The organism is Mesorhizobium sp. RCAM 05099 (assembly GCF_059683685.1).
The window spans coordinates 6,361,516-6,384,427 of the sequence record NZ_CM185035.1; the positions used below are offsets into that span (position 1 = coordinate 6,361,516).

The 22,912-nt window shown below is 60.0% G+C and carries 16 protein-coding genes and 6 pseudogenes; 6 read left to right on the forward strand and 16 right to left on the reverse strand.

What is annotated here, in order from left to right; genetic code table 11:
* Positions 1-237 precede the first annotated feature (237 nt).
* Genes AC56QQ_RS31525 through AC56QQ_RS31545 form a run of 5 tightly spaced genes read right to left on the reverse strand, consistent with a single transcriptional unit; the run spans position 238 to position 5,552 of the window.
* On the reverse strand, positions 238-1,101 hold the full coding sequence (locus AC56QQ_RS31525; protein WP_497129199.1) for an ABC transporter permease: 864 nt from the start codon (positions 1,099-1,101) through the stop codon (positions 238-240).
* Between the two features lie 8 nt (positions 1,102-1,109).
* Positions 1,110-2,045, reverse strand: a complete 936-nt coding sequence (locus AC56QQ_RS31530; RefSeq protein WP_167458557.1) for an ABC transporter permease — start codon at positions 2,043-2,045, stop codon at positions 1,110-1,112.
* Complete coding sequence (locus AC56QQ_RS31535; RefSeq protein ID WP_497124635.1) at positions 2,045-3,037, reverse strand: ABC transporter ATP-binding protein; 993 nt, start codon at positions 3,035-3,037, stop codon at positions 2,045-2,047. Before AC56QQ_RS31535 ends, AC56QQ_RS31530 begins: the two co-directional genes overlap by 1 nt.
* A complete protein-coding gene (locus tag AC56QQ_RS31540; RefSeq protein ID WP_497124636.1) occupies positions 3,034-4,083 on the reverse strand; it encodes an ABC transporter ATP-binding protein in 1,050 nt (349 codons plus the stop codon). Before AC56QQ_RS31540 ends, AC56QQ_RS31535 begins: the two co-directional genes overlap by 4 nt.
* 23 nt (positions 4,084-4,106) lie before the next feature.
* The gene (locus AC56QQ_RS31545) at positions 4,107-5,552 is read right to left on the reverse strand and encodes an ABC transporter substrate-binding protein (RefSeq protein WP_497124637.1); all 1,446 of its coding nucleotides are present in this window, start codon (positions 5,550-5,552) and stop codon (positions 4,107-4,109) included.
* Between the two features lie 330 nt (positions 5,553-5,882).
* Between AC56QQ_RS31545 and AC56QQ_RS31550 the strand changes: the two genes are divergently transcribed.
* From AC56QQ_RS31550 to AC56QQ_RS31565, 4 genes and pseudogenes are all read left to right on the forward strand, one after another.
* The gene (locus tag AC56QQ_RS31550) at positions 5,883-6,794 is read left to right on the forward strand and encodes a LysR family transcriptional regulator (protein ID WP_497124638.1); all 912 of its coding nucleotides are present in this window, start codon (positions 5,883-5,885) and stop codon (positions 6,792-6,794) included.
* A gap of 180 nt (positions 6,795-6,974) precedes the next feature.
* A complete protein-coding gene (locus tag AC56QQ_RS31555) occupies positions 6,975-8,159 on the forward strand; it encodes a pyridoxal phosphate-dependent aminotransferase (RefSeq protein ID WP_497124640.1) in 1,185 nt (394 codons plus the stop codon).
* Complete coding sequence (locus tag AC56QQ_RS31560; protein ID WP_497124641.1) at positions 8,134-9,006, forward strand: phosphonopyruvate hydrolase; 873 nt, start codon at positions 8,134-8,136, stop codon at positions 9,004-9,006. The genes AC56QQ_RS31555 and AC56QQ_RS31560 overlap by 26 nt, the downstream gene beginning before the upstream one ends.
* A 704-nt stretch (positions 9,007-9,710) precedes the next feature.
* Positions 9,711-10,588 (forward strand): annotated as a pseudogene (locus AC56QQ_RS31565) (MFS transporter); the annotation flags it as partial.
* Positions 10,589-10,708: 120 nt separating this feature from the next.
* Here AC56QQ_RS31565 and AC56QQ_RS31570 read toward each other — a convergent pair.
* The 11 genes and pseudogenes from AC56QQ_RS31570 to AC56QQ_RS31620 all read right to left on the reverse strand — a co-directional run.
* Positions 10,709-10,896: pseudogene (locus tag AC56QQ_RS31570) on the reverse strand (IS21 family transposase); the annotation flags it as partial.
* A gap of 241 nt (positions 10,897-11,137) precedes the next feature.
* Positions 11,138-12,013 carry an NAD(P)-dependent oxidoreductase gene (locus AC56QQ_RS31575; RefSeq protein ID WP_497124642.1) on the reverse strand — a complete coding sequence of 292 codons (876 nt, stop codon included), beginning with the start codon at positions 12,011-12,013 and terminating at the stop codon, positions 11,138-11,140.
* 20 nt (positions 12,014-12,033) lie between these two features.
* Positions 12,034-13,064 (reverse strand): annotated as a pseudogene (locus AC56QQ_RS31580) (transketolase family protein).
* Positions 13,064-13,192 (reverse strand): hypothetical protein, encoded by a 129-nt coding sequence (locus AC56QQ_RS31585; RefSeq protein ID WP_497124644.1) that lies wholly within the window; start codon positions 13,190-13,192, stop codon positions 13,064-13,066. The pseudogene AC56QQ_RS31580 and the gene AC56QQ_RS31585 overlap by 1 nt, the downstream one beginning before the upstream one ends.
* Before the next feature lie 207 nt (positions 13,193-13,399).
* A pseudogene (locus tag AC56QQ_RS31590) lies at positions 13,400-13,717 on the reverse strand (thiamine pyrophosphate-binding protein); the annotation flags it as partial.
* A 54-nt stretch (positions 13,718-13,771) separates the two neighbouring features.
* Positions 13,772-14,670: pseudogene (locus tag AC56QQ_RS31595) on the reverse strand (IS3 family transposase); the annotation flags it as partial.
* Positions 14,671-16,038, reverse strand: coding sequence for an IS110 family RNA-guided transposase (locus AC56QQ_RS31600; protein ID WP_497124645.1), 1,368 nt, complete (start codon positions 16,036-16,038; stop codon positions 14,671-14,673).
* A 236-nt stretch (positions 16,039-16,274) separates the two neighbouring features.
* Positions 16,275-16,529: pseudogene (locus AC56QQ_RS31605) on the reverse strand (transposase); the annotation flags it as partial.
* Positions 16,530-16,959: 430 nt separating this feature from the next.
* On the reverse strand, positions 16,960-17,385 hold the full coding sequence (locus AC56QQ_RS31610) for a CapA family protein (RefSeq protein ID WP_497124647.1): 426 nt from the start codon (positions 17,383-17,385) through the stop codon (positions 16,960-16,962).
* 108 nt (positions 17,386-17,493) lie between these two features.
* Entirely contained in the window at positions 17,494-18,636 is a 1,143-nt protein-coding gene (locus tag AC56QQ_RS31615) for a glycosyltransferase (protein WP_497124649.1), read from the reverse strand.
* 227 nt (positions 18,637-18,863) lie between these two features.
* Positions 18,864-19,469 carry a glycine-rich domain-containing protein gene (locus tag AC56QQ_RS31620; protein WP_497124650.1) on the reverse strand — a complete coding sequence of 202 codons (606 nt, stop codon included), beginning with the start codon at positions 19,467-19,469 and terminating at the stop codon, positions 18,864-18,866.
* A 988-nt stretch (positions 19,470-20,457) separates the two neighbouring features.
* Between AC56QQ_RS31620 and AC56QQ_RS31625 the strand changes: the two genes are divergently transcribed.
* Both AC56QQ_RS31625 and AC56QQ_RS31630 read left to right on the forward strand, forming a co-directional pair.
* Positions 20,458-21,762, forward strand: coding sequence for a dicarboxylate/amino acid:cation symporter (locus AC56QQ_RS31625; RefSeq protein ID WP_497124651.1), 1,305 nt, complete (start codon positions 20,458-20,460; stop codon positions 21,760-21,762).
* 62 nt (positions 21,763-21,824) lie between these two features.
* Complete coding sequence (locus tag AC56QQ_RS31630; protein ID WP_497124652.1) at positions 21,825-22,856, forward strand: LacI family DNA-binding transcriptional regulator; 1,032 nt, start codon at positions 21,825-21,827, stop codon at positions 22,854-22,856.
* The last annotated feature ends 56 nt before the right edge of the window (positions 22,857-22,912 follow it).

Consider the following 22,912-nt stretch of genomic DNA (forward strand, 5'->3'; position numbering starts at 1 on the left):
GACCAGAATGGTTCGGAAGAGTCGGCGCCGATAATGAATTGATTTTCCAGCATGAACGCTCCGAGACCGCGGACATACCAGGGCCACTCATATGGGAGCACCATGCCGGGCTCAATTTCCGTCGTTTCGTTCGAGCAACCGATTGCCCCACGCTCCAATAGCAATCGTTTCATTTGTGAAACCTTGCATCTGTTTGATCCTCTTGTCCCTGATGAGGCGGCCTTCGCTGCGTTCCCGTTACTGCAGTCCCTTGTCCAACCGGTCGCGCAGCCAGTCGCCCAACAGGCTGACGGAGAGCGTCGTCGTAACGATCAGCGCAGCTGGCGCAAACATGATCCATGGCGCACGTGTCATATACTCCCGGCCATAGCCGAGCATGTTTCCGAGGCTCGTCATCGGGGGCTGAACGCCAAGGCCCAGAAAGGACAGGCTGCTTTCCATGAGGATGATCTCCGGGAAAGTCAGCGTCATGGAAACAATGAGCGTCGATGAGATATTCGGGAGGATGTGCCGCAGATATACCTGCATTGGGCTCGCACCCAATTGACGGGCGGCGCTGGCGTAGCCTTGCGCGCTGGCGGCGATCGCAAGCCCGCGTGCGATACGGGCATAGCGCTCCCAGCCGTAAAGCCCCATCAGTCCAATGAACAACGGCAAAGCGTTCCCGAAAAACGCAAGGACCGACAGGGAAAGGATGAGGAATGGCATGGCTGCCTGGAAGTCAGCGAGCATCAGGATGAACTGTTCGACCCGACCTCGAAAGTGGGCCGCCGCAAAGCCCATGGTCGTGCCGAACCACGCCGAAATCAGCGTTGCCGCCAGAGCGACCAGAACTGAGATACGAACGGACACGATCAATCGTGATAGAATATCGCGTCCCAGTTCGTCCGTTCCAAGCAGATGCCGCGGATGGAATGGCGAAGCCAACCGGTTTGGCAGATCAAGAGCGGTGTATCGGTACGGAGCGATTTGATCGGCGAGCAGCGCTATACCAACGACAAAAACAATCCAGAGCAGGCTGGCGATGACGGTGAATGGGATTGGGTGGTGTTTGGTGTTCTTCCGCGTGCCAGCTGCCGTTTCGCTCACTTCTTCCATCATGTTCATTCTCAGTGTCCTCCGGAGGAGTTGGCTTCGGCCAGGCGCGGGTCGAGGAAGCCGTAGAGGAAGTCCACGATGAGATTGGAAAGCACCATTGCGACGGCCACCAGCAGGAGAATGCATTGCACGACCGCCAGATCGCGGGCTGCCACCGACACGACCAGCAGATTGCCGACACCCGGCCAGGAGAACACGCTCTCGACCACAACCGAACCCGCTATGAGATTGCCAACCATGAAGCCGACAATCGTAACGGTTGGAATCGCGGCGTTCGGCAGCGCGTGACCACGCACAACCGCGGCCCAGGGGATTCCCTTTGCGCTGGCGGTACGGATGTAGGGCTGCCCCAGCACCTCCAGCATTGCACTTCGAACGAATCGGGCAAGCACCGCGGCGCCGCCAACGCCGAGAGTGATGATCGGCAGGATGAGATGCTGCAAACTGCCGGTGCCGCCGGTCGGCAGCCAGGCAAACCAGATTGCAAGGACTTGAACCAATACGAGGCCGAGGACAAAGCTTGGTACAGTATAACCTGCGACCGCCGTGACCATGACGGCGCGGTCAATAGCGGTGTTCCTATGCAAAGCGGCATAGATACCGGCTGGAATGCCAATCGCCAACTTCATCAGGAGCGCAGGCAGGGTCAGCATGAGGGTCGCCGGGATACGTCCCAGGACAAGATCAAGCGCGGGCCCGCCTCCACGCATCGAACGGCCGAACTCGCCTTGAAAGATTGCTGCGAAGTAATGGAGATATTGCATCCAAAGTGGCTGATCCAGACCCCACTCCCGGCGAAAGGCGGCCATGGCCTCGGGCGAAGCGTCGTCCCCCATGATGCTGCGGGCCGGATCTCCCGAGAGCCTCAGGACGATGAAGGCGAACGTGACCACCAGCGCGACTGTCAGAACGGCACGTAAGACACGGATGGCAAAGAAACGAAACATCAGGAGCCAACCTCCTTGGTCGGCGGGTTGGTATGCACGGCATGACAGGCAACGGAGCGTCCGTCCGGCAGAGTTGAGAATGTGGGGCAGACACTCACGCACTCCGGCCGCGCGATGGCACAGCGAGGGTGGAACGCGCAGCCGGTCGGACGGGCTGCAGGGTTGGGTGGTTCACCTTTGAGTATGATGCGCTCGCGCGTGCGCCGACCTGCAACAGGTACCGCTGAGACAAGCGCCTTAGTATAGGGGTGGGTGGGGTTCGAGAGCAGAAGATGTGTCTCGCCAAATTCGACGATGCGGCCGAGATACATCACAGCCATACTCTGACTGACCTGGCGAACCACTTTCAGATCATGACTGATGAAGAGGAGACTGAGACGCAATTCCTTCTGAAGGTCCATGAGGACGTTCACGACCTGGGCCTGGATCGAAACGTCGAGAGCCGAGACCGGCTCGTCGCAGACCAGCAACGCCGGTTGCATGATCAGCGCCCGAGCAAGAACAGCACGCTGACGCTGCCCACCCGACAGTTGATAAGGCAGGCTCGTGGCATGACTCGCATTCAGGCCAACCGCGTCGAGCATAGCCAGCGCTTTGTTGTTACGCTTCGATGCAGACCCGATGTCATGGATGTCCAGTGGTTCCCGGACCTGATCGATGATTGACAGTCGGCGGTCCAGCGCAGCGAGCGGATCCTGGTAGATCATTTGCATCTGCGCTCGCATACGGCGCCACGCTGGTGTATCGGTGGCCGGCAGTTCAGTACCGCGGAAGAGCACATATCCGCTGTTCGGCCGTTCAAGGCCGAGCGCGATCCGTCCTGTGGTTGATTTTCCCGAACCGGATTCGCCGACGAGAGCCAGCGTCTGCCCCTCTTTCAGAGACAGTGAGACTTTATCGACAGCATGGACAGGCACTTTTTTTCCGAAGAGACCCTGCCGCGTCGAATAGCTGCGCGAAATGCCGTGCAGGTCAAGAATACCTGCAGTCATGCCAGCACGCTTGTCTTGAGACTTAAGGGCTTCTGGGCCTCCGTGGCGGGCCCTGCTATGCAGGCGGAGAAGCCGCCGGCTTCGGTTTGCGCGAGTCGCGGAATGGTTACTTCACAAACCGCCATGCGTTGCGGACAACGGGGCGCAAACGGGCACCCCGGAGGCATGTTTTCAGGCTCCGGCACCTGCCCCTCGATGGGAATGAGCTGTCGCAACGCGCCTTCGAAAGGCGGCAAGGCCGCAAGAAGCCCTTGTGTATAAGGATGCCGCGGACTTGCAAAAATCGATTCTGAAGGCGCCGTCTCGACGACGAGGCCGCCATACATGACCATAATGCGTTCGCAGGTTTCGGAAACGACGCCGAGATCGTGGCTGATGAGAACAAGAGCCATGCCCGTCTCGCGCCGAATGGTGGTCAAGAGGTCCAGTATCTGGGCCTGGATTGTCGCGTCGAGCGCGGTGGTCGGCTCGTCGGCAACCAGGACGTCCGGCTTTCCGGCGAGCGCCGTGGCGATCATGACCCGCTGGTTCTGACCGCCGGACAGTTCATGGGGATAGGCGTCGAAGCGACGTTCCGCGTCCGGCAGGCCAACGAGCTCGAAAAGACGTTTTGCCTCGGCCCGGATGCTCGATCCCGACAGCCCCTGATGTCGAGCGAGAACTTCGCCAACCTGCCGACCAATTCGGATGACAGGATTGAGCGCGCTCGACGGATCCTGGAAGATCATCGCCACGCGTCCGCCCCTGATCCGGTCAAGCCGCATCGCTGCTGCGCCACGGAGTTCTTCCCCGTCCAGCCGAATGCTTCCCGACACGGTAGCCGTGCGAGGCAGAAGCCCGAGCGCGGCAAGCCAGGTAACGGACTTGCCGCTACCTGACTCGCCTACAATACCGATTGACTCGCCCCGTGCGACCGTGAGGTCGATCCCCCGAATTACCTGGACGCCGCTGAAGTCGACGGTGAGGCCTTCGATCGTGAGCAACGGTTGCGACGACCGAGCCGCCGTCAAAGCGGATGCTGGTGTTGTGCCGGCGAGATTTGCCATCGCCGTCCCTCCTCTGGCGGTCATCAGTTTTGCGTATGGGCGGCGTTGAAAGGACCGAAGTTCAGGTCGAGTGTCTGCCCCGGGACCCAGGCGATATCCTTGCGCTTGCCATAGAACTGACCGGAACCGTGGAGGATCACGCAAGGCGGATCTTCCCGGTCAACGATCTGGAGCATTTGGCGGATGATCGGCCGGCGCGCTTGCGGGTCGGCCATCTTTTTCAACTGCTCACCAAGGCCGAAGTACTCATCATTGCTCCAGATACCCTCTTTGACGTTCTCCCCAAATGGTCCGAATACGCGCCAGGCGTGGCCGAGCGGGTCCGGGAAGATGGCGGTGTTTGAACTGTCGTAAATTGCGTTGATCGGCTTGCTTTCGATCTGGGCGAAGTTCTCCATCATCTGGATTTCGACATTGATGCCGACCGCCCGCCACATTTCGACCATTATCTGCGCGCCGGCGACCTGGTTGGGATAGTAGTTGTTGAGCAATCGGTAGGTGATCATTTCACCATTGTAGCCGCTCTCGCGTAGGAGTTGACGCGCCAAGTCGGGGTCGTATGCGAGACCGGGGAAATCCTCGATATACGCATCGCCGAAGCTGGGGAGTTGGTAGCCGTTGGGAATGAGCAGCCTGTCCTGCCAAAGCGCCTGGACGATAGCCTCTCGGTCGATCGCGAGGCTAAGGGCACGGCGCACGCCAACTTTGCCGAGGACCGGACCGGTCGTGTCGATATTCAGTGCGCGGATATTCTGAACGGGGCCGCCGGAGACTTCGAGTTCGGGGTGCTTCTTGATTTCCGAGAACATGTCGGGAGAGAGATCCGTGATAAAGTCCACTTCGCCCGAGATGAGCGCGTTGACCCGTGAAGCCAGTTCGGGGATGATCCGGAAATGAATCCCTTCTAAGGGCGGCAGCCCACCCCAGTAGGCATCGTGCGCGGCCAGAACGACTTCGACATCGAGTGATTGGCTGACAATCCGATACGGGCCTGTTCCGACCGGCGCAGCCGTCCAGGCATCCCAGGAACCTGACGCTCCGAAAGCACGCTTGCTGACGATTTCCGCCCCCCAGGACGCCAATCGTTTCTCGATCAGCGCATCTTCGTCTTTGGTGTGGACAACGACAATGTGGCTGTCGACGATGTCGACCTTGTCGATGGTGTCCAGAGTCGCCATGGCAGTGACCTTTCCTGCCATGTCTGGGCCAAGCAGGTGCTCAGGACTCAAAGTGAAGGCGACATCCTCAGCGGTGAAATCACCGTCATCATGGAACTTCACACCCTTACGCAGGAAAAGACGAACTGACTTGGCGTTCATCCGTTCCCAACGCTCCGCAAGGGCCGGACGTAACGTCATAGCGGACGTCTGGTCGAAGGCGAGCAATGTGTCGAACATCTGCGGCGCTATGCGCCGTGTCGCGGTGTGAGCGTACAAAACAGGCTCGACGGCGGGCGGGAAGCTGGACATGCCGATTCTAAGTGTCCGGCGAGCGGCGCCCTGGGCCTTCGCTGAAGGTACTCCAGTCATTGCCATAAGACTGCTTGCCCCCCCGGCTACCAATAGATTACGTCGCGTTATCGAAAACATGTGCGTACCTGCCTCCAGTGTAGTCTCGCGAAGCAGATGTTTGCTTCGGGCTGTGAAAACTCTTTATTACGGCCATCGGCACTTCTCGGTGCCCGGCGAGAACGAGCGGGAGTACTCACTCTGATTTGCTACAACCGCATGACAATCATCGAATAATCCGATAGCAAACACGCTCTTTTGGATGATCTAGGAAGGCGACTAAAACCGGCCATGTCAGACGGCAAAGATCTTTCGCTCAACGCTGTTCGGGCTTTCGTGCAGGTCGCACGCGACAACAGCGTCACCCGGGCTTCAAAAACCCTTGGCATCACCCAGAGCTCGGTGAGCCGCCACATCGCGGTGCTCGAGGAGTATTTCGGCGCAAAGCTGCTCGAACGGCATGGACGCCTGAGTCGGTTGACGGATTTCGGGCGGCTATTCGCCGATGCCGTTGCCGAGCCGCTCGACACGATTTTCTTTACGGCAAAGCGGATGCGCCGCGGTGACGGCAAAGGTGCCAACCGGCTCGTCGTCAGGACCTCGCTCTCGACCTTTGCCTATACGCTGCTGATTCCCAATTTGAGCGACTTCTCGAAGGAAATGGGCGGCGTTACGGTCGACGTCATCAGCACCCTGTCGGCCCCCGCCTCAACCGACAGCTTCGATGTGCTTCTGACCCGAGACCTGACGCTGACCGAACCCGGAGATCGATGGGATTTCTACGACGAACAACTCGTCTGCGTCGGGGCGCCCGACTGTGTCGCCGGCCGCGGGCTCGAAGCGCTGCGCACCACATCGGTGATTGCCGTCACGTCGCGGCCGGACATCCTGCCGACCTGGCTTCGCGGCATGGACCTGAAAACGTCGGACATCATCTCCGGGGCACGCTACGACCATTACTACCTAGCCCTGCCGGCGGTAACGACCGGTCAGACTTTGCTGGTGACACCCAATATCATCGTCGCGGATCTGATCAGACAGGGCTTCCTGGACGTGCTGCCCGGCTCGCGCGCGCCGAGCGGCATGCAGTACCGGGCCTATGCGGTCGATCGCAGCGACAATCCGGATCTCGCCCGCGCCTTCTCCCGTTGGCTCACGAGGCTCTGCCGGAAAAAAACCGAGGATGAGAGCGCCGGGAAATAATTGCTGACCGCAATGATGCATCGCAAAACGCGATCCTTTTGGCCGCTTTCCGCGATGCCAAAGCTGGCGAGCTAAGAGCGCCTCATTTAGCTCTGGGCATAACTCCCCTGCTCTGAGGAAAGTCCATTGCCGCTACTCGCCAAAAGACTGCAGGCCGTCCGCCCCTCCCAGACAAAAGCCATGACCGACAAGGCGAGCGCCTTGCGCGAACAAGGCATCGATATCATCACACTGAGCCAGGGCGAACCGAACTTCGACACGCCAGAATCCGTCCAGCAGGCCGGCATCGCCGCCATCCTTGATGGCAAGACGCGCTATACGCCGGTCGCCGGGGTCAAGCCGCTGCGCGAGGCGATCCGGGAGAAGCTCTCGCGCGACAACGGGCTCGATTATGACATCGACCGCATCACCGTTGGCTGTGGCGCCAAGCAGATCGTCTTCAACGGCCTCTTCGCCTCTCTCGATGCCGGGGACGAGGTCATCGTCCCCACGCCCTGCTGGGTGTCTTATCCGGACATGGTGCGGCTGGCCGGAGGCCAACCGGTGCTCGTCGCCTGCCACGAGCGGTCGGGTTTCAAGCTGAAGCCGGAACACCTGGAAGCGGCTATCACGCCGCGCACCAAATGGCTGATGCTGAATTCGCCGAACAATCCCACCGGCGCGGTCTATTCCAAAACCGATCTGGCCGCTCTGGCCGAAGTCCTGCGCCGACACAGCCACGTCCACGTCCTTTCCGACGATATCTATGAAAAACTCGTCTATGACGTGCCTTTCGCGACGATGGCCGAGGCCGCGCCGGATCTCATCGACAGGGTGCTGACGGTCAACGGCGTTTCCAAGTCCAGCGCCATGACGGGCTGGCGCCTTGGCTATGGGGCCGGTCCGAAAGACCTCATTAAGGCGATGAACACGATCGAGGGCCAGACGTCGTCGCACACCAGTTCGATCTCGCAATATGCGGCGATCGAGGCCATCGCCGGCAACCAGGACCACATCGTCGATTTCGTATCCGCCTTCCGCAAGCGCCGCGATCTCGTCGTCGAGCAGATTAATCAAGCCGAGGGCCTGAAGTGTCGCGTGCCGGACGGCGCCTTCTATGTCTTCGTCTCCTGCGCCGGTGTCATCGGCAAAGTGACCGGCAAGGGCAAGGTGATCGAGAACGACATGGATTTCGCCATGCATCTGCTGGAAGAGTTCGGCGTCGCGGTCGTGCCCGGCAGCGGCTTCATGGCCTCACCCTATATCCGCATTTCCTATGCCGCATCAGAGGACGAGTTGAAGCGCGCCTGCGGCCGCATTCTCGCCGCCTGCACCGCCCTGTCCGAAAGCGAGAAGACGTATGAGCAAAGCGAAGCAACTGCGTGACCGCATGGCCGAACGCGGCCTCGTCCACATCATGGCGGCCCATAGCCCGCTTTCGGCCGTCTTGGCCGAGGAAGCCGGTTTCGACGGGATCTGGGCCTCAGGCTTTGAGCTCTCCGCCCTCTACGGTCTGCCGGACATGAGCCTCATCTCGATGACGCAGCACCTCGACATGCTGCGGGCGATCGCCGGCCGGTCGTCGCTGCCGATCGTCGCCGATATCGACACCGGCTACGGCAATGCGATCAATGTCATCCATGCCATCTCCGAATATGAACGCGCCGGCGCCTCGGCGGTTGTCATCGAGGACAAGACCTTCCCGAAGGTCACCAGCCTCGCCGCCGGCGGCCGCCAGGAACTACTTCGGGTCGAGGAGTTTCAGGGCAAGATCAAGGCGGCCATCAGCACCCGCACCGACCCTGACTTCCTCGTCATCGCCCGGACAGAAGCGCTGATCGCCGGTCTCGGCGAAGAGGAAGCGCTGAAGCGCGCCACGGCCTATGTGCAGGCCGGGGCCGACATGATCCTGGTCCATTCGAAACAGAAAACGCCGGACGAAGTTGAAAGCTTCGTGCGCGCCTGGAGCGGCAAGGCGCCAATCGTGATCGTGCCGACGGCGTATCCGGAGATGAACGAGGAACGTATTAAGGCGCTCGGCAGGATCGCGATCGTTATCTACGGCAACCACGCGATCCGCGCTTCGGTCACGGCGATGAAGAATGTCTTCGCGCGCATTCTCAAGGATCGCGGCATCCACAACGTCAACCGAGACATCGTTTCCGTCGAGGAGGTGTTCCGTTTGCAAAGAATGGATCAGGTCAAAGCCGACGAGGAACGCTTTCTGGAGTAACGTTCGACCGAACATTGTGTCTGACCAGTGGATGAGCTGTCGCCATGACGAAGTGCCGTTGAAGACGGTCCTTAGGCCGTAACCTTTCTTCGAACTGTCTTGCCTCCTAAGGCAACAAAGCTGCCAAGGCGCGAGCCCGGCGCGCATGGCAGATTCGATACCGGCACGCCAACACGTGGCGCTCGCGCAATTGTCGTTTGCCGGTTCTGATCAGCATGTAAGTGTCCAAGAGTCCCATCAAAGGGTCGCCCATGCTTACTTCGATACTGACTACTTCCGGTTGCCATCACTTTTTCCCGGGTACGAGCAGCGGGTGTGATCGATGCCGCGCCCGGCGCCATAGCCGTGGAAAAATTGCCCAAGCGACTCGGAGGCCTCCAGCTCAGTCATATCGATGGCGTTCGGGTCACGAAGACCAGGAGCCAGGACATTCCCATACATCCGGATGGAAAAGGACGTTGAGAGCCGCGAGGGCCTCATCTTATCCCCGGCACGCGAGCCCTAGCTCGCTATTGCGCCAGTCCCAGCTGAAATCCAGTGCACCAGTTTTTTCTAGAGGAGCAAGTTGATGACCGTTCAAAAGAAGGTTCCCTTCGTTACCTTTCTCACGCGTGTTCGAGACGAGTCAGTCCAGGGGCCAAATCTATACCGCTGGAAGAAAGAACATCCGACGACTACTTTGCCGGCAAGCGCGTCATCCTGTCGCCTCGTCGCTGCCGGTTTTCCTGACGGCAGCGTCGTACTCGGTATAGCGCTTGGAGGCTTCTGGTCGATTTCGGCAGCGCTGGCGATGCGGCTCGTTCCAAGTCATTTTCTGCCGCGCGCCATGGCGATCATCCTCGCCGGCGTTTCCGTCGCTACCGTTTGCGCGGCTCCAATCGGCGCCTATGTCGGCGATATCTGGGGATGGGGAGCGCCTTCATGATCGTCGCAATCGTTAATGCCGCTACACTGCTGGTCCAACTCATAACCATTCCGACGCTGCCCCGGTTGAAGTGGCTATATTCGGCAGTCTGCTGGACGTGACCAGGAATCGGACGATCAGGGTCGCGTATCTGGTCGTCCTGCTGGTCGCTTCTGGGCACTTCGCCAGCTTCACTTACATCCGTGCCTTTCTCGAGAAGGTTTCCGCGCTCGATATCGAGACGATCTCGCTGGTGTTGCTCGCTTCTGGCCTCGGCGGCTTCTTCGGCAATCTAGCCGGAGCAAACCTGGCCAAGCACAGCCTCAAGGCAGTCGCGGCCCTGCCGCCCCTGCTCATAACGATAGCCGCCGTCTCGCTGCTGACGGTGGGAGCATCGGCCTCAGCCTCGGCGATTGCGGTTGCCATATGGGCTTTGCCTTCGGCGCGGTGCCCGTGGGGTTACAGACGTGGCTGGTGCTGCGCGCCGTTCCTGAGCAGGCCGAAAGCGCCGGTGTGGTGATGACCGCAATGTTCCAAGTGGCCATCGCAGCCGGCGCGATCTTCGGCGGCCTGCTGGTGGATAATGCCGGCGTTGCCAGTGTCTTTGCGTACAGCGCGGTTGCCACGTTCCCCGCCGTCCTGACAGTGTTCGTGCTCGGCCCGAAGCGCGAAACCTAGGCCGACAGACAGAAGATGCCCTCGGCGGGGCGCGGCGAGAGATGCAATCGCATCAGCCGCGCGGCGCGATCCTGCGCACGATTACTTGGCGGTGGCAGGCTTCGTCTCGCCGATCATATCGGCGTAGGCGACGGACTTGTCATGCAGCCAGGCATGCAGCTTCTCGTAGGTCCTGAAGCGCACCCGCGGCGTGAAAAAGCGCTCGCGCATAAAAACTTAACTGGTTCTCAACCTGACCCTTCTCCCAGCCCAGGCGGCGTCCAGGCAATCGGCTGCACCAGATAATGGCTGCACATCTGCGGGAAGCGGGTGCATTTCGCAACCCCCCCCGGGTCGACCTCGATGAATGAGATCCCATTGGCCGTCAGGTCGCTCCGCAGGCTCTGGCTGAGACTCGCAACGTCGGCTGCTGATCAAGGGCGGAGCGGTCGAGTTGCCGAGCACCCAATAGTCGTCCCAGAACGTGGCCAGTCGGGCTGCAGGACTTCTTCACCCCATAGAGCCGCGGCGTCGCAATGATGGCGAGTGGATTCTCCTGCCCTCGATCGCTCACTTACCGTTGAGGGCGCGATAGGCGCGGATCACCTGGCTGTCGTCGACTTGTCCGTCGCCGCGGCCGGAAACGGAAAGGAAGAGCTGGTGGGACAAAGCGGCAAATGGCAGCGCCGTCCTGGTTTCTCGGCCCGCCTCGAGCACCATGCCGAGATCCTTGACGAAGATATCGATTGTGCTGGAGACTTCCGTGTCGTCCATGATCATGCGCGGCCCGCGATCTTTCAGCATCCAACTTGAGGCTGATGTGCCCGAGAGTATGGTGAGCATGCACGCGGCATCGACGCCGACCTTCTCAGCAAGCGAAAAGGCCTCGGCCGCGACGGCGATGTGAACTCCGCAGAGCAGCTGATTGACAGTCTTGACGGCTGCTCCCTGCCCGGGGCGCTCGCCGATGTGGAAGACCCTGTCGCCCATCGCCTTGAAGATCGGCTGGGCTGCCTCGAAGACGCCCTGCGGCGCAGCCGCCATGATCGTAAGCGTCCCGGCTATTGCCCCGGCAGTGCCGCCCGAGACCGGCGCGTCAATGAATCCCCGCCCGGTCGCGGTAACGCGCGCGGCGATTGATTCGACCGATTTCGGCGGACAGGTCGCCATCAGACAGACGATCGCGTCAGCAGGCGCGGCCGCCAGCGCTCCATCTGTGAAGAGCACCGTTTGCGCCTGCGCCGCATCGACCACCATGAGCGCGACAAAAATCGCACCCGCGCAGGATCCGGCAGCCGAGGCGGCTGGCGTGCCTCCCGCCGCTTGTAGATCCGCCAGGCTCTTTGCGGCGATATCGAAGCCCTGAACCTCAAAGCTGCTCTTGAGAAGATTTCGGGCCATGGGCCCGCCCATCGAGCCGAGTCCGATGAAGGCTATCTTTGTCATGCTGCCATCCTCCTTTGCCCCTAGAGCCAGCTCTTTACGGCGTCGCACATGGCGCTCGTGGAAAGCCCGTAGCGGTCGTGAAGGGTCGGCAGCGCACCAGCGTCGAGGAACTCTGGGCAACCCGATCTGGCGGAAGGCGGGCGGCCGGACATTGGCGCGCATCAGCAGGCCGGCAACGGCTTCGCCAAGGCCACCGACCACCATGTGGTTCTCGGCCACGATCACCATGCGCCCGGTGCGGGACGCTTCGCGCAGGACCGTGGCCTCGTCGAGCGGCTTGATCGTGGGCACGTGCAGGACGCCGATATCGACGCGATCGCCGCGCAGCACCTCGGCTGCCTCCAGTGCACGCATGGTCATGAAGCCGGAGGAGACGATCAGCGCGTCGGCGCCCTCGCGCAGCTGCTTCGCCCTACCGAGCTCGAAGCTATAGCCGTACTCGTCGAGCACGAGCGGAACGTTGCCGCGCAGAAGCCGCATATAAATCGGCCCCTGATGCGCGGCGAGCGCCGGTACCGCGTGCTCGATGCGCATCGCAGGGATCGACGATCATTAGGTTTGGTGTCCCTCGGAAGATCGCGATGTCTTCAGTCGCCTGGTGGGTCGGCCCATATCCGGTTGTCAGGCCCGGCAGGGCGCAGACGATCTTGACGTTGAGGTTCTGCTGTGCGATCGCGAGGCAGATGAAGTCGTAGGCGCGCCGCGAGGCGAAGACCGCATAGGTTGAGGCCCAAGGCATGAACCCCTCACGGGCGAGGCCTGCCGCAGCGCTCATCAAGAGCTGCTCAGCCATGCCCATCTGGTAGAAGCGATCGGGATGCCTCTGGGCAAATATATGAAGATCGGTGTATTTGCCGAGATCGGCGGTCAGTCCCAGGATTTCGGGTTGCGAGTCCGCGAGCTTCGCCAGCGCATGCCCGAACGGCGCAGGTTTCGTGCGCTGATGTGGCCCCGCCAGCGAGGCGATCATCGCCGCGGTAGTCAGGCGCGGGCGGCCATCATAGGCAGCGCGATCGAGATGAGCGGGCTGGATATATTTCGAGCGCCTCATCACACGATCTCCGACTCGATGAAGTTGAGCGCCTGCGCCCATTCGTCCTTGTCGACGCGCAGTAAGTGGTTCGGCTCGCGCGCCTCCAGGAATGCGGCGCGGCAATCAACGTGAGAGCGCAGCGTCAATCAATCAGGATGAGAATGCCGGCGGATTGGAACGCAGGAGGGCGTAGCCCGACTGGAGTTTCAATCCGCCGGCGGCGCGTTCCTTTTTCGGGGGCGTTCGTCTGGTGATCACGGTCGACCGGGTATGCCGGTGGTTTTTCCTGTTGGGGAGGAATCACTTTGTGCCCGGCCGCCACGTAACCGATCACCAGATGAGGCTTTTCATGAAGTTCCGGCCGACATCGCGGCTTCCCAGGTCGAGCCCTCGTCGAGCTCGCCGTCGGAGAAAAGGTTGAAGACGAACGATTTCGAGCCTCTGCGCTTCAGCCCGAGGCAAGACCCGACTGCAATGCCAAGACCATGGCCGAGCGAGCCGCCAGTGATCTCCATTCCCGGGGTGTAGCCAGCCATTCCGGACATCGGCAAGCGGCTGTCATCGCTGCCATAGGTCTCGATCTCGTCTTCCGGGATGACCTTGGCCTCGATCAGCGCAGCGTATAGCGCGATCGCATAGTGACCGATCGAGAGGAGGAAGCGGTCGCGCCCTGGCTTTCGCCCTCCCCCTCTGTCTGGCCTGCTGCCGGTTCAGTGGACAGGCACTTAAGCTAACATCGCTATTTCCTCGAACTCAACTGGGCTGAGATAGCCCAGCGTCGAGTGGCGCCGCTTGGGATTGTAGAAGCGCTCGATGTAGTCGAACACATCCGCCCTGGCTGCGTCCCTCGTCCTGTAGACCTTGCGGGCCGTCCTCTCGGTTTTGAGCGACGAGAAGAAGCTCTCCATCGCCGCATTGTCCCAGACGTTGCCGGACCTGCTCATCGAGCAGGTGATGCCATGGTCGGCCATGAGCCGCTGGAACTGCTCGCTCGTATATTGGCTGCCCTGATCGGAATGATGCAGCAGACTGTCGGGCTTGCCTCTCCTCCAGATCGCCATGATGAGGGCGTCGGTGACCAGCTGCGCCGTCATCTCTGCCTTCATCGACCAGCCGACGACGCGGCGCGAGAACAGGTCGACGACCGCGGCGACGTAGAGCCAGCCTTGCGCGGTCCAGATGTAGGTGAAGTCGGCCACCCACTTCTGGTTCGGCGCCGATGCCTCGAAGGCACGGTCGAGGATGTTGTCGATACTGACGCGACCAGCCGCTCCCCGGCATCCTTCGGCAGGCCACGTCGGCGTGGCCGCGCTCTCAGGCCGTTCTCCCGCATCAGCCGTTCGATGCGATGCAAGCCGCAGGATAGGCCCTCCGCCAGGATGTCGTGCCAGACCCGGCGTGTGCCGTAGGTGCGGTCGCTGCTTTTGAAGCTTCGGTCGATCTCGACAAGAAGAGCCTCGTCATACCGGGACCGGGCGCTGGGGCTTCGGTTGAGCCAGGCATGGAAGCCGGAACGGGACACATCCAGTGCACTGCACAGCCATGCCACCGGCCAGATGCTCCGGTGTTTCGCGATGAAAGCGAACCTCATGTCACTTCCCTCGCGAAGTAGGCTGCGGCCTTCCTAAGAAACAGCCGCCTCAGTAGTCTCGCATGGAACAGCTTGCAAAACGAAGCCCAGCGATTTGGCGCGCCGCTTCAGATTGGCGAGGACACGGCTGCGATATTGTTCCTCATAGTGATTGGCGCCCGGATCCCTGTAGGTCATGCCGTGCCTGAGGGTGTTGTAGAACAGGACCGCAATTTTGCGGGCGGTCGCCGTCACGGCCTTCGCCTTGCCCGCACGAGAGGACAGCCGACGATAGAATGCTCCGAGCGCCGTATCGCTCCGCCCGATAGTCGTGGCCGCCAACCGCAATAGCGCTGCTGCCCGGCTGGATGATCTCCGCGTTCGTGAAGAGAGCACCTTGCCGCCGGAGATTTTGTTCCCCGGCGCGAGACACAGCCAGGAGGTAAAGTGCTTGGCGCTCGGCCAAGCCCTCAGATCCGTGCCGCACTCGCCGATAAGCTTCAACGCGAGTGACGGACCCAATCCATGGATCTCGGTCAGATCAACGCCAAGCACGCCGTATAGAGCGGTCCTCACGTCGAACGATGGTGTATTGACCTGCTTGGTCTTCACCCGCGGCCTGGAGAGCTTGCCGACCGGCTTGGTCCCTTTGTCAGTCAGCGCCGCTATCAAGGATTCCAGCTTGCGATCGCAGTCGAGCATCTTGGCCTGGTAGGTGTCGTAAAGCTCCAGCGACTGGGCCAGGGCGAAGAGATGTTCGTCCCGGTCGTTGCCCACCAGTGCAGCGCGGATCGTCTCGACAGAGGAATGGCAGCGCACATCGCGGTAGGTAGCCAATATATCGGGATTGCGCTCGCCCGCTACAATCGCTCGGATGATCCGCATACCGGTCGCGCCGGTGACGTCGGAGACGACGTGGTGAAGTTGCAGGTTCATTTCCATCAGGGCCTTGTGCATGTGCTGGATATGGGCGGCTGCGTATTCCACGAGCCGCTCCCGCTGACGCAGATAGGCGCGCAGGGTTGCGATCTCGGCATCAGGACGGAAACTCCCGCGTAACAAACCGTAAGAATGAAGCTGGCGGAGCCACGCGGCATCGCTGACATCTGTTTTGCCCAGGCACGTTCTTTGCGTATCGCGCATTAACCAGAATGACCTCGAACCCGTGCTGCTCGAGAATCTCGTAGGCCGGGATCCAATAGACCCGGTGGATTCCATCGCGACACTGGTCACGCCGCACGCTTTGAACCAGTCCGCCAGATCATGCAGGTCTTGCGTGAATGTGCCAAACGCTCGCACTGGCGTGTCTGTGCAGGCAGGGTCGACCGCTGCCATGTGCATTCTTGATCCGATGTCGATGCCAGCGGCACCAACATTGACCGGCTTCAACTCCGGGCGGTCGCCGGTCGTCATCTTGGGCATCGCAAATCCTCCATCAAAAATTGTGGGCGGAGGGTCTGGGCTATGCCTATCTTCATCTTCCTAATCGGGATCGCCGTTGGAGCGACGTCACCACTCTCAAGTTCGCATGCACCCATGGACCACGTTTTTTTACGGGGACTGCGCCTCCAATAAGCTGACGGCCGCTACCCTCCGAGGTGCTAGGGTAGCATAGGCTGTTTCTACTGCGCGCAGGCGGGCAACGGCCCGTGACAGTTTTTTAGGATGTCGCGCTCCGCCTTGAGCTTCGCCACTTCGCGTCGCAGCTTGTCGATCTCGAGCTGCTCCGGCCTCATCTGCCCGTGGCCGGGAAACGCATGCTGCGGATCGGCCGACAGATCACGTATCCATTTGCGCAGCACATTCTCGTGCAGGTCGAGGTCCCGCGCCGCCTGCGCAACCGCAACACCTCGTTCCTTCACCAGCCTCACAGCCTCAAGCTTGAACTCGCGACTGAACTTTCTTCTCTCCATAGGAAAACTCCGATTCCATCTTTAACACCTTAACTCGGTGTCCATGGAACCGGCAGCAGGCCAGGTGGCGCGACCTATTCCGCGCTCGGAAGCTGCTCCCGTAACGATGCAGATCTTGTCCTCAAGCAGCATAGGCGTTGACCCTCCGGTCGAGCGCTTCCGCGGCGATTTCTGCGGCCGGCCCGATACTTATCTTTTCATGTTTCATTATGTTGAGCCCCGGTACTCTAACGAATTTGTCATGACGCATAGATGAGATGCGAAAGCTTCCATCGTATACTGCGCGCCACAGGAAGCACCCGGGTGATGCCGAATGTTCGACGCTGTCTTCCGGCGTGTGCGCCGCCACCGAGCATAACGACGGGGAGGCCGTTCTCGCGCGTCGAATTCATCGAAGCAAGTTGCGTGCCGATTCAGCGCTCCATCTGCTTTACACCGATTGCTCGGTAACCGGTGGCCCGGCCTTGGCGACCTTTGGCCGGGCTTTGCGACATTCTTGTTCAGCTTCGGACACAAGTAGGTCTCGTCCATGGGCGACATATGCGTCGGCCCCAGCGTCGATCAGCTTGTGGACAAATGATTGGGCGTAATCAGCCGGCTCCTGACTCCAATTCCCTGGATCCTGCTCGTGGTTGCTGACGATACAGAAGTCGGAAAACTGCTTGGCCTGGCGAACATTGCGTAAAATGCGTTCAGTATCACGCGGGTCGTCTTCACAGCTGTCGCCGATCGTTTCCCCACTCTTGAATTTGACTCCGGCGAGTTCGAGCCTGTCCGAAACCTGACGACCAGGCCCTGGGCTCGGCAGGGCATTGCGTATCCGCCTCAAACTCTCAAGCATCTCCGGCGAGACCACGATGCTTCTCGTCAAACGAAGAGCGTTGAGTCCTGGTGAGTCAGCCGCCAGCGTAGGTGGGCAAGGCGACGGCGGCCGCGTATGTTTGGACAGTGTGGCATCGAGCATTTACATGGATCTGATCACGTCAATCAGTGGATCATGCGGAAGGGCGGTCGACTCTATTACGCGCGAGAGCGTCTTTCCGTGATGTGAGAGGCTCGCACGCACTTCGCGATCTGTAATTGCCAGCTCTAAGACCGACGCCAACTCGGCCACGTTGTTGGGGTCTTCGGCGCGCAGGACGTTTGTCCGATCCGCCAGCTCGGCGGCGAAAGACACCTTCGAACAAATCTCACCGCTCAATATCAGCGGTGTACCACATGCCAGCACCTCACGCGGAATCTGAGGCCCATGAAACGCGATTGGAAAATTGTTTTCCAGGAACGTGATCACCGAGCAGGACCTTATGAAAGCCGGAACTTCCCACGGAGGAAGTGGTGGCAGAATGATCGTTCGACCCCGCAGCCGTTTCTTTGACGCAAGGTGGTTGAATGCATGAGCAAAGCGATCAGGCGCGGCACTCCACAGCGCGCGATAGGCGACCGGGAGGTTTCGATCCGCGAGAAGGTCCAGCGCATCAATTAGGCTGTAGGTTCCTTTCGCTATCCCGATTTTCCCGTAACTGCCGACAATCGGATCTGAGGACCTCAACCCTTCCCTATTCCAATCGGTTAGCTTCTTTAGGAAGTCGCGTTCGAAACCGTAGTTGCTGAAGAATGCTTCCGCCTCGTCGACAAGTGCCTCAAAGTCAAATCGGGTAGGCTCCCAGAAGGAATCATCGAGCCTCCTGCCGCGAGGTTGGACCAGGCTTTCTCGTCTGACGCCCGCATCCAGGACAATCTGCACCGCATCGTGCTTTTTGCTCGCCACCACACGGCTTGCCGACGCTAAGCAGCGGTCATAGAGTGGCCCTAAATCGGCAACTTTCCTCAATCGACCCAGGTCGCTTCCGGCATGCCGCAATATGACCGATGTGTCGGCCAATTGACCAAAGATCGAAGCCGCAACGCCATAGGGTTCAAGGTACCATCCAATCACCAAGTCGGGTGTACGTAACTTTGCGGCTGCGATGGCGTTTCCCAAAAGTTGGCTAAGGTACGGCGGTGCCCATGGAATGTAAGAGAGCCTTGGCACCGCCTCAAGCTGCCGAATCTCAAGCTTTCCCGAGAAGCCAGCAACCGTCGCCTCTATGCTGGATGCCGATCCCATTTGCCGGAATCCGTAGCCCATACTGTTGGCGTTCGAGATGAAGGTTACTGTATGGCCGGCGGTTACAAGATCGGTTGCCGCTATCCAAGTTGCCTTGGAAACACCCCCTGGATAGGAGGCATCTTTCCGAACATCAAAATATGCATGGCCCGTGCCCCTCGTTCTCAGCTGAGTATTCGGCCGAATGGCTCGGTCGATCTGGGACCGAGCAATTCCAAGCGCTCCTTCTAAGGTATTGCGTCAACTACGCATCCTCCGCTGCAGCCGTCGCAGCCGTCGCAGGAACCATCCGTGTTGTCGGGCGAGCGCTTCGGCTTGGGCCAATACGCTGGGGGCGGCGCTTCCCCATAGACCGTTCTGTAGTCCTCCAGGAAAGCGAGGTACCGGTCGATGGTACCCTGCGTAGCTACGCCATGGGGTTCCGGAATATGGTGCAGAAACCTGCCCGCCACCTCTTCGCAAAATCGAGCGTAGTCTCTCGTGAAGATGACGAACATGTGCCACAACTCATCGATTGCGCCCATCATCCCGTATGAGTGGCCATACTGTTGGGCGGTCGCGCAGAGTGCCAAGAAACGGACGAGTTCGCGTCGATGGTCCTCTGCGACCGCTTGTGAGAAGCCGTACTGTATCCGGTACCTCGCAAGCACAAGAGAAAGATCGAATCGTTCCGAGACTGCGGTTCGACGCAAGGCGCCTTGGATGAACCCGCCCTCTTGGGCGTATCCGTGCGGAGCGCCTGTGTCGGGTTCGTCGTCAATTGATGGCGATTGCTGGACAGCCGCGATGGTTGACACGCCACCGCGGCCTGTAACGAGTGTTGCTTCAGTCATGAAAGTCTCCTTTTCGTCATCCTCTGTTCGCACTTGACGTGTTTGTGAGAACAGCTCTTGATCTGGCGACAGCACCATCGCCGGATGGATTCAACAGAACGGAATGAGGGTAGCTAATCAACCGCGCTTTCTTTCATTTGTGACAGTAAACTCGTCGCCTATGATAGAATTCTATCAGCACTTTTTTATCATCGAGCAGAAAGATGTCGAACGGCAGAAATGTCCCCAGCGTCTGCGCGGTGCCTGGCGCGCTGACCGTGCAGAGCGTGTTGCGTGGCTGTGCCATTCACCCTCGTTTTGAAGTAGCCGGAAGCGACAACGGCAGCCGATGACACTGTCGGCTCGCTGGCGTTGCTCGCGGCAACCGTTATTCCGTCAATGTGATGATGTAGAAGCGGTGATAGCGCGAAGCTGGTCGTAGGCACGGCTTCCTTGGCAATGCGAATGTAAGCATCTCTTGAAGCGGACCGTCGCGGGTCAGGACCAACGGAAACAATCCCTGCTTCTCGACGTCTCCTTTCAAAACTGTCGGCTGCCGGGGTGGCAAGAGCACGCTCGCGTAGGGAACACTCCGTTTTGGTGGCCGGCGATGCGGCCCGTCGCAAAGACGACAAAACCGAGGGGCTCACCCAGCAAAACCGCACGCAGAAAGGTCGACCGGCGGCCGATCTGCCAGAGGGAATATCAAAAAGGCGAGTTGCAAGGTGCCCTTGTCAATCGCGTCTTCTGCCACCGCATTCTCTTCAGACCCGACCGTGGCGAACCTTAGTGTGGAACTCTGCCTGGAGTGAGGCAGATAGTGCGGAAATCCGCACATTCCCACTGACGCAAGATGACCGAAACCGGGAAAGGCCGTGATTGGCGCAGCTCCTCATTTTGGCACGGCACTTGCGGCCGACCTGGCAGCAGCGTTCGACCGGAGCGTCGCGACGGGAGAAACCTTGGAAGGGAGGAAGAGCCCGGCCCCTATCCGGTTGGGAGAGAAATGATGTTAGCTCCACAAATCCGCAGCGCGAGTCCCGCGCCTCGCAAGGCCTTCTATGCCAAGCCCTACGTGCAGGTGCTTGCCGCCATCGTCCTCGGCGTCGCCCTCGGCCATTTCTATCCGGAACTCGGCGAGAGCGTGAAACCGCTGGGGGATGCCTTCATCAAGCTCGTCAAGATGATCATCGCGCCTGTCATCTTCCTGACAATTGTGACCGGCATCGCCGGCATGAACGACCTTCAGAAGGTCGGCCGAGTTGCCAGCAAGGCGATGGTCTATTTCCTCGCCTTCTCGACGCTCGCACTTATCGTCGGCCTTGTCGTCGCCAATGTCGTTCAGCCGGGCGCCGGCCTCAACATCGATCCGGCTTCGCTCGATGCCTCGAGTGTCAACACCTATGCCGCCAAGGCCCACGAGCAGTCGGTCACCGGCTTCCTGATGAACATCATTCCGTCGACGATCGTCGGCGCCTTCGCGCAAGGCGACATCCTGCAGGTGCTGTTCTTCTCGGTTCTGTTCGGCATCGCCCTGGCCATGGTCGCAGAGACGGGCAAGCCTGTCGTTTGCTTTCTCCAGGCGCTTATCGCCCCCATTTTCAAGCTCGTCAGCCTGTTGATGAAGGCCGCCCCGATCGGCGCTTTCGGCGCAATGGCCTTCACGACCGGCAAATATGGCATCGGGTCGATCGTCAACCTCGCGATGCTGGTCGGGACGTTCTATTTCACCGCCTTCCTCTTCGTGTTCGGCGTTCTCGGCGCGGTCTGCCGCTACAACGGCTTCTCGATCCTTTCTCTCATCCGTTACATCAAGGAAGAGCTGCTGCTTGTGCTGGCAACGTCCTCCTCGGAAGCGGCGCTGCCCTCGCTCATGGAGAAGATGGAGAAGGCCGGCGCCAAGCGTTCGGTCGTGGGTCTCGTCATCCCGACCGGATATTCCTTCAACCTGGACGGCACCAATATCTACATGACGCTCGCCGCCCTCTTCATCGCCCAGGCGACGAACACAGATCTGTCAATTGGCGATCAGGTCCTCCTGTTGCTCGTTGCGATGCTTTCCTCGAAGGGTGCAGCAGGTGTAACAGGTGCGGGGTTCATCACGCTGGCCGCTACGCTCGCCGTAGTACCCAGTGTTCCCGTTGCTGGCATGGCGCTGATCCTTGGCGTCGACCGCTTCATGTCCGAATGCCGGGCGCTGACGAATGTCGTCGGTAACGCGGTGGCATCGCTCGTCGTCGCCCGCTGGGAAGGCGAATTGGACCAAGCGCAGATGAAAGCCGCCTTCTGCGGTCATCGGTTTGCTGGGCATTAAACCGGCCCCGCCGCGTAAATCACAGCTTCGCTACCTATTTAGAACTATTCAGAATTGGACCCATGACCAAGCGCCCCACAATTGCCGATCTCGCCCGCGAAGCCGGGGTGAGCGTGGCAACGGTCGATCGGGTGCTGAACGCTCGCCTTCCAGTGAGGGAGGAGACCGCGCGGCGGGTCCACGAAGCCGCTCACGCGATCGGCTATCATAACGCGGGTCTCATCAAACAGCGCTGGCGACCGGACTTGCCGCGGTATCGGCTGGGCTTCATCCTGAGAAAGCCGGCCCAGCATTTCTACCAAGAATTCGTGCGCGAGGTCGAAGCAGCGGTTAGTTCGGCCGAGTCCTTCGTTGGCAGGCCTTCCATCGAATTCGCGCGCTCACATTTGCCCGAGGACCTGGCGGCTACCCTCAAGGATCTTGGTAGGCGCTGTCACGCGATAGGCATGGTGGCTCCGGACCATCCTAAGATCACGGCAGCAGTCGAGGAGCTCAAGGCTAAAGGCATCCCGGTTTTCTCTCTGCTTTCTGACTTCGCCGCTGGCGTGCGCGAGGGTTACGTCGGTCTCGACAACCGCAAGGTCGGGCGCACGGCAGCTTGGATGTTCTCCAAAGCCGCCAAACGGCCTGGCAAAGTGGCGGTGTTTGTCGGCAGCCACCGTTTCCAGAGTCATGGCCTGCGGGAAAGCGGCTTTCGTTCCTATTTCCGTGAGAACCAGCCAGCATTCGAGGTGCTCGATACGCTCGTGAACCTTGAGAAACGAGAGATCACTTACGAGACGCTACTGGATCTTATGCAGCGGGAACCTGATCTCGTCGGCTTCTACATGGCCGGCGGTGGCATGGAGGGTGCCATCTCCGCGCTCCGGGACGAGTGCAAAGGTCAAGATCTCGTCGCGATCGTGAATGAAATCACGCCGGAGTCACGGGGGGCCCTCGCGGATGACGTCATTACGATGGCGCTCGCCACGCCACTGCGCCGACTTTGCCAGGAGCTGATGCCGCTTATGGACAGCGCCATCAAGACCGGCACGGCGGAGACAGCGGGGCAGACATTTCTGCCGTTTGACATTTATCTGCCAGAAAATATTTGAATGATGTAATTCTATCAGAAGCTGGGACATTTCTATCATAAATGCAAGAAACGCTC

What these genes read in the sequence shown, in the direction of transcription:
- AC56QQ_RS31560 (WP_497124641.1), top strand. Translation starts at nt 8,134, where the DNA reads ATGAGCAAAGCGAAGCAACTGCGTGACCGCATGGCCGAACGCGGCCTC.
- AC56QQ_RS31625 (WP_497124651.1), top strand. Translation starts at nt 20,458, where the DNA reads ATGTTAGCTCCACAAATCCGCAGCGCGAGTCCCGCGCCTCGCAAGGCC.
- AC56QQ_RS31550 (WP_497124638.1), top strand. Translation starts at nt 5,883, where the DNA reads ATGTCAGACGGCAAAGATCTTTCGCTCAACGCTGTTCGGGCTTTCGTG.
- AC56QQ_RS31600 (WP_497124645.1), bottom strand. Translation starts at nt 16,038, where the DNA reads ATGCCCAAGATGACGACCGGCGACCGCCCGGAGTTGAAGCCGGTCAAT.
- AC56QQ_RS31535 (WP_497124635.1), bottom strand. Translation starts at nt 3,037, where the DNA reads ATGACTGCAGGTATTCTTGACCTGCACGGCATTTCGCGCAGCTATTCG.
- AC56QQ_RS31525 (WP_497129199.1), bottom strand. Translation starts at nt 1,101, where the DNA reads ATGATGGAAGAAGTGAGCGAAACGGCAGCTGGCACGCGGAAGAACACC.
- AC56QQ_RS31575 (WP_497124642.1), bottom strand. Translation starts at nt 12,013, where the DNA reads ATGACAAAGATAGCCTTCATCGGACTCGGCTCGATGGGCGGGCCCATG.
- AC56QQ_RS31555 (WP_497124640.1), top strand. Translation starts at nt 6,975, where the DNA reads ATGACCGACAAGGCGAGCGCCTTGCGCGAACAAGGCATCGATATCATC.
- AC56QQ_RS31630 (WP_497124652.1), top strand. Translation starts at nt 21,825, where the DNA reads ATGACCAAGCGCCCCACAATTGCCGATCTCGCCCGCGAAGCCGGGGTG.
- AC56QQ_RS31530 (WP_167458557.1), bottom strand. Translation starts at nt 2,045, where the DNA reads ATGTTTCGTTTCTTTGCCATCCGTGTCTTACGTGCCGTTCTGACAGTC.
- AC56QQ_RS31615 (WP_497124649.1), bottom strand. Translation starts at nt 18,636, where the DNA reads ATGGGATCGGCATCCAGCATAGAGGCGACGGTTGCTGGCTTCTCGGGA.
- AC56QQ_RS31620 (WP_497124650.1), bottom strand. Translation starts at nt 19,469, where the DNA reads ATGACTGAAGCAACACTCGTTACAGGCCGCGGTGGCGTGTCAACCATC.
- AC56QQ_RS31545 (WP_497124637.1), bottom strand. Translation starts at nt 5,552, where the DNA reads ATGTCCAGCTTCCCGCCCGCCGTCGAGCCTGTTTTGTACGCTCACACC.
- AC56QQ_RS31540 (WP_497124636.1), bottom strand. Translation starts at nt 4,083, where the DNA reads ATGGCAAATCTCGCCGGCACAACACCAGCATCCGCTTTGACGGCGGCT.